Raw genomic sequence first — 4,730 nt, 5'->3', positions numbered from 1 at the left:
ATTCGAGGTGGAGCGGGGAAAGACATAATTTATGGAGGCGGCTGGAGCGACACTCTGCATGGTGGAGCTTCCCGCGACAGTATTTTTGGAGGGTCAGGGCGAGATTATATTGAAGGCGGAAAAGGAGATGATGTCGCTTCTGGCGGAGAGTGGAGTGATACCGTGATAGGAGGAGCGGGTGACGATCAGATAAATGGTGAGCAAGGCGCTGATACTCTGGTTGATGGAAAAGGTGAGGATACTGTTTCAGGCGGTACTGGAGCTGACCATTTTGTATTTTCGGCAGATCATTCAAAAGACTTTTTGAATGACTTTGAGTTTGGGTTGGATGCTCTCGATGTGAGAGAATGGGAGATTGATTCTCCTAATTCAATTGAAATCGGCAGCGATTTAGGAAATTTACATGGGGAGCAAAATTCTTGGATAAGAGCTGGCAATGAGCTGCTGATCTTCGAAGGAGCAAGCTCTACTCAGGTTGGAGATTTAGTGTTTTCCGACCTGTTTATATATTGACCGTCAAAGAACGCGACTTTGCCTGCCATTTATTCTCTTTTTGAGAGCTAGGCTCAGAAATACTGGCCAATAGATGACGTTTGCGGCCAGAGCAATGGCAGAGAGAAAGACTTTCGGACAGCGGTTTTTGCCGAACCGGACGAGACAGGTCTTCGAGACTGACGCCGGAACAGCGTGGAAATCATCAAAGGAGCCGACATATGGCACCAAACTCGCCCGCTCGTCCTCGAAGGCCTCCCAGATCGTGCGGTCTCGAAGCTCCTGGTGCGGATGAGATTTGGCCCAAGCAACGCAGCGATCCTCGAGCCAGGCATTGAGTTCGGCGTAGTTCTTAACAGGCTGCTGAAGAAGCCGGCTTTCGACGCGGTCTGAGGAACGTGATTCACCCTCAGCACAACTTCGGCGGGGGGGGGATGATGCGCGGGACGGATGAAGCGAGCGGATCGCTTTTCAGCTGTGTCGATCTGGAAGAACGCATCCCCGCGCGGCCCCCTCTCCGCAAGATCAGGCAGGTAGTCAACGACGCGCTGGCCAGCCTGGATGCCGATTTCGAGGCGCTTTACACTGGTTTCGGCCGCCCCTCGATCCCGCCGGAGCGGCTGATCAGGGCGACCCTGGTTCAAATCCTGTTCTCGATCCGCTCCGAGCGGCAACTGATGGAACAGATGCAATATAACCTGCTGTTCCGCTGGTTTGCCGGCCTCGGGATCGATGACCCTGTTTGGGTTCCCACTGTCTTCACCAAGAACCGCGACCGGTTGCTGACAGCCGATATGTCACGCAAGGTGATGGCGGCGATCCTGGCTCATCACGAGGTCGCGCCACTCCTGTCGGACGACCACTTTTCGGTCGATGGCACGCTCATAAAGGCCTGGGCGTCGATGAAGAGTTTCCAGCCGAAGGCGGCGGGCGCGCCGCCCGGCGATGATGGGCCGGATGACCCGCCTTCGGCACGCATTACCCCTACCGCACAGCCCATCCGACCCGAAACCGAGATCGATCAAATGCCCCGCTCCAACCGCCGCAGCCGAAATTCCGAGGTCAACTTCAAGGGCGAGAAGCGTTCAAATGCGACCCATGCTTTTGTCAGTGACCCGGACGCACGGCTCTACAAGAAATCTCCCGGCACGGGGCAATGCTGTGTTTCATGGGGCATGCGCTGATGGAAACCGGCACGGACTGGTTGTTCAAGGCGACCTGACCCGCGCTGACGGCCGCGCCGAACGCAGGGCCGCGCTGGACATGCTGCACCGCCACTCCCCCGGATCGACCCGGCAGCTGACCTTGGGTGCCGACAAGGGATACGATGCGGCCGAATTCGTCGCGGATCTCCGCCAGGCCTGCGTCACCCCGCACGTCGCCAGGAAGGCCCGGCATTCAGCAATCGACGGGCGCACAACCACGCACAAAGGCTATGCCCTGTCCCAGAAGCACCGCAAACGGATCGAGGAGGCGTTTGGTTGGGCTAAGACCGTTGGCGGCATGTCCCAGACCGTCTATCGCGGCGTCGAACGGGTGCGGTCGCGCTTCATCCTGACGCTCGCTGCTGGAAATCTCGCCCGGCTGCCCCGGTTGCTGGCGGCATGAGGCTGTATGAGGTGGCCACAAGCCTGCTTTCAGCCGCCCGATCCGGAAGGGAGACAAGGCAGCCCCCCCAGAGAGAACAGCGTCCCGCTGGCCTGACTAATTCAGCCGCCTGCTAGAGCATCCTCAAGCTGGCTTTCATGCTCAGCCCAGAAGGCGTCCAAGTCATTGTTAGGCCCAAATGCACGACCCATATCGCTCACATAGACTAACGCGCCGACACCATGGATAACCTGTAGAACTTCTCTTGCCTTCTCTTTTGACAACCCGAGGCACAGTGGATTGATAAAAAAAACTTCACTACATGGGTTCAAATCACACTGATCGATTGAGCATGCAATCGAGCGCTGCTTTCCTGTACTGCGCATAGAGAAGGAGGCGCCGGATCGAAAGTCGTCAATCCAAACGTCTAGCTGATCAACGGGCTCACCACTTTCTTTTGTTTCACGCAGACACCACTCACGGGCGACTGACAGTTGATCAACACTGCTGGGCAGCTGTGGATGAAGAGCGATAAATGCAGTTTTAGAGAACTTCCGAGACATTCTTTAGATCCGTATTCGCCACCTACAGTTAGCCAAACAGAAAGTACTGTTTGCCATGCACTGGCCCAATACGCTTGCTTTCATAAGAAAAGAAAGCAGAGTCATTCTGCAGTGCGGTTATTACCGAAATTTCATTAGAAAAGTGAAATTCCACCTTGTTCGGGAATTTTAATATTAACTACAACCCCAACCTGGATCGCACTTCCAACACATTGCTGTGAAACTTGTACCCCTCCTTCATCCCAGAATACGGCTTTAATCCGGAAAATTTCCCTGCTAATTGCCACCATTCCGGGTCATCAGGCCAGCTGCGCCAAATTGTGCCCCAGCGATCGATTACATGGGAAATACACGTTTCATCTCCCGGACCTTCCCCCGCACCGTCTCCATCGGGCCAATACCAGGACAGCTGATGGCACATTCTTCCCTGAGAGTCGATTTTCCACGTGCCTGCCCCTAGGTTTTCACTGTTTTCGCCACACCAGGCGCGGGCTTGTTGATTGGGAGCATAATAAATGCCTCCAGTGCAGTTGTTGGCCCAAATATCCGTGTTTCCAGCGTAGATTTCCGCTATCTTTTGCGGGTCTACAGGCTTGGCACTACGAGGTTTTGGATCTGCCAAAACAAGTGACGGGATTGCGCCCAAAAGGGCAGCGGCCGTTAATTTCGCAGCTAACTTCATGTAAAACCTCCTAAGGTAAGACCGATGTGGAATACCACGTAGACCATTTACGCGTATTTTTCCTGTTCTCACACGCCCCTCATTGTTTGCCCAGGCTCGCGCAGTAACAGGGGCACCTACCTTCAGAAAAGAAAGTTGGCTCCGTCGTCCAACTGCTCCACGGTCATATTTTGCACAGTGATCGTGACATTTCCGAAATAGACGAGCACGTGATCCCCTTGCTGATCAAAATCCACTTGATCCATGCTGGTGGCGCCGCTTTTCACCCTGATCATATCAACACCAACTTCGAAATCTGTAATGACGTCAGTGTGGTCGTTCGATTTGAATACAAAGATGTCTTCGCCACCGCCTCCGGTGAAAACGTCATCGCTTTGCCCGCCCCTCAGGGTGTCTTTGCCATTGCCGCCAATCAAAGTATCATTGCCCGCCCCTCCGATTAGCTTGTCGTTACCTTTACCTCCCGACAAGATGTCATCTTCAGAGCCGCCTTTTAGCGTATCATTCCCTCTTTCACCGTAAAGGACATCCTGACCGTCGGCGCCCGTCAGTAAATCCCCACCGGTGCCGCCTCGCAGTTCATCGTCTCCACTGCGTCCCTGCAACGTATCACTGCCGGCACCACCGCGTGCGGTGTCGTTACCCGCGCCTAGGCTCACAACGTCATCTCCGGCAAAAGTTTTGATCGCCAACCCAGTACTCACATTCACTGAGATATTGTCATCCCCGGAAAACAGGCTTTGCGAAAGCTGCCGTCCAGTCATTGTCTCGAAATCCGAAAACGGCAGCGAGAATCCTGAAATCGAGATGAGCGGCACCTCGTTGTGAACATAAGATATGGAAAAGATTTCCCAGTCACCCTGATCTGCGCTAGCAAAGTTGCCAGTCAAAGACAGTATGGACCCATCGAGCGCAGTCATCTCGATTCTGGAGCTATCCTGCTCACTGCTTACAGGCTCGGCGAAGTCCTCAAAAGCCAGAAGTCTGATCAGTGACGACGCTCCGTTCAAGCCGCCAATATATGCATTTGCCATAGAATGGGTCTTTCATCTGGATGAACCTTGGTTGACTAAACCGATAGGGTCCCTGATCAGAGAAACAACTTATTTTTAATAAACTCCGCAATAACTAAGTTTATTGTTCCAACTTCCCGAATAAAGCGGCCGCTGGACGCGCACTGTCTCCAATACCTGAACTGCACTTAGCCCGCGCTGCCTGCGGACAAGATTCGCGTGGCCTGACAACCGGTGAGAACGCGAACGCGCTGCGGTCTCAGGCCTGGGCTCGCAAACGTTCTGACGGCAGGCAGGACTCAGTTAAAATTCCAGAGCGCGCCCAATCTTTAACAGGCTGCTGAAGAAGTCGGCTCTCGACGCGGTCTGAGGAACGTGATTCACCCTCAGCAC

General features: G+C 54.1%; 4 protein-coding genes and 2 pseudogenes. 2 read left to right on the top strand and 4 right to left on the bottom strand.

Going from position 1 to position 4,730, the window contains the following annotated elements:
• Positions 1-513 (top strand): calcium-binding protein (locus A2I95_RS26185; protein ID WP_291734626.1); only part of this gene is annotated, 513 nt, incomplete at its 5' end.
• Positions 514-633: 120 nt separating this feature from the next.
• Here the strand turns inward: A2I95_RS26185 and A2I95_RS26180 are convergent.
• A pseudogene (locus A2I95_RS26180) lies at positions 634-846 on the bottom strand (IS21 family transposase); the annotation flags it as partial.
• A gap of 83 nt (positions 847-929) precedes the next feature.
• Between A2I95_RS26180 and A2I95_RS26175 the strand changes: the two are divergent.
• A pseudogene (locus A2I95_RS26175) lies at positions 930-2,100 on the top strand (IS5 family transposase).
• 101 nt (positions 2,101-2,201) lie between these two features.
• Here the strand turns inward: A2I95_RS26175 and A2I95_RS26170 are convergent.
• The 3 genes from A2I95_RS26170 to A2I95_RS26160 all read right to left on the bottom strand — a co-directional run bounded on the left by A2I95_RS26170 (position 2,202) and on the right by A2I95_RS26160 (position 4,358).
• A complete protein-coding gene (locus A2I95_RS26170; protein WP_291734623.1) occupies positions 2,202-2,642 on the bottom strand; it encodes a hypothetical protein in 441 nt (146 codons plus the stop codon).
• Between the two features lie 178 nt (positions 2,643-2,820).
• Positions 2,821-3,324: a DUF995 domain-containing protein gene (locus tag A2I95_RS26165; RefSeq protein WP_291734620.1), complete on the bottom strand. Its 504-nt coding sequence runs from the start codon at positions 3,322-3,324 to the stop codon at positions 2,821-2,823.
• A gap of 122 nt (positions 3,325-3,446) precedes the next feature.
• The gene (locus A2I95_RS26160; RefSeq protein ID WP_291734618.1) at positions 3,447-4,358 is read right to left on the bottom strand and encodes a calcium-binding protein; all 912 of its coding nucleotides are present in this window, start codon (positions 4,356-4,358) and stop codon (positions 3,447-3,449) included.
• Between the last annotated feature and the right edge of the window lie 372 nt (positions 4,359-4,730).

The sequence above is a fragment of the Leisingera sp. F5 genome, assembly GCF_001593695.1.
Note: the sequence above shows the minus strand (reverse complement) of the source record. Positions and strands in the feature narration are given on the sequence as shown.

Coding starts and splice junctions, on each gene's coding strand:
- A2I95_RS26170 (WP_291734623.1), bottom strand. CDS start 2,642: ATGTCTCGGAAGTTCTCTAAAACTGCATTTATCGCTCTTCATCCACAG.
- A2I95_RS26165 (WP_291734620.1), bottom strand. CDS start 3,324: ATGAAGTTAGCTGCGAAATTAACGGCCGCTGCCCTTTTGGGCGCAATC.
- A2I95_RS26160 (WP_291734618.1), bottom strand. CDS start 4,358: ATGGCAAATGCATATATTGGCGGCTTGAACGGAGCGTCGTCACTGATC.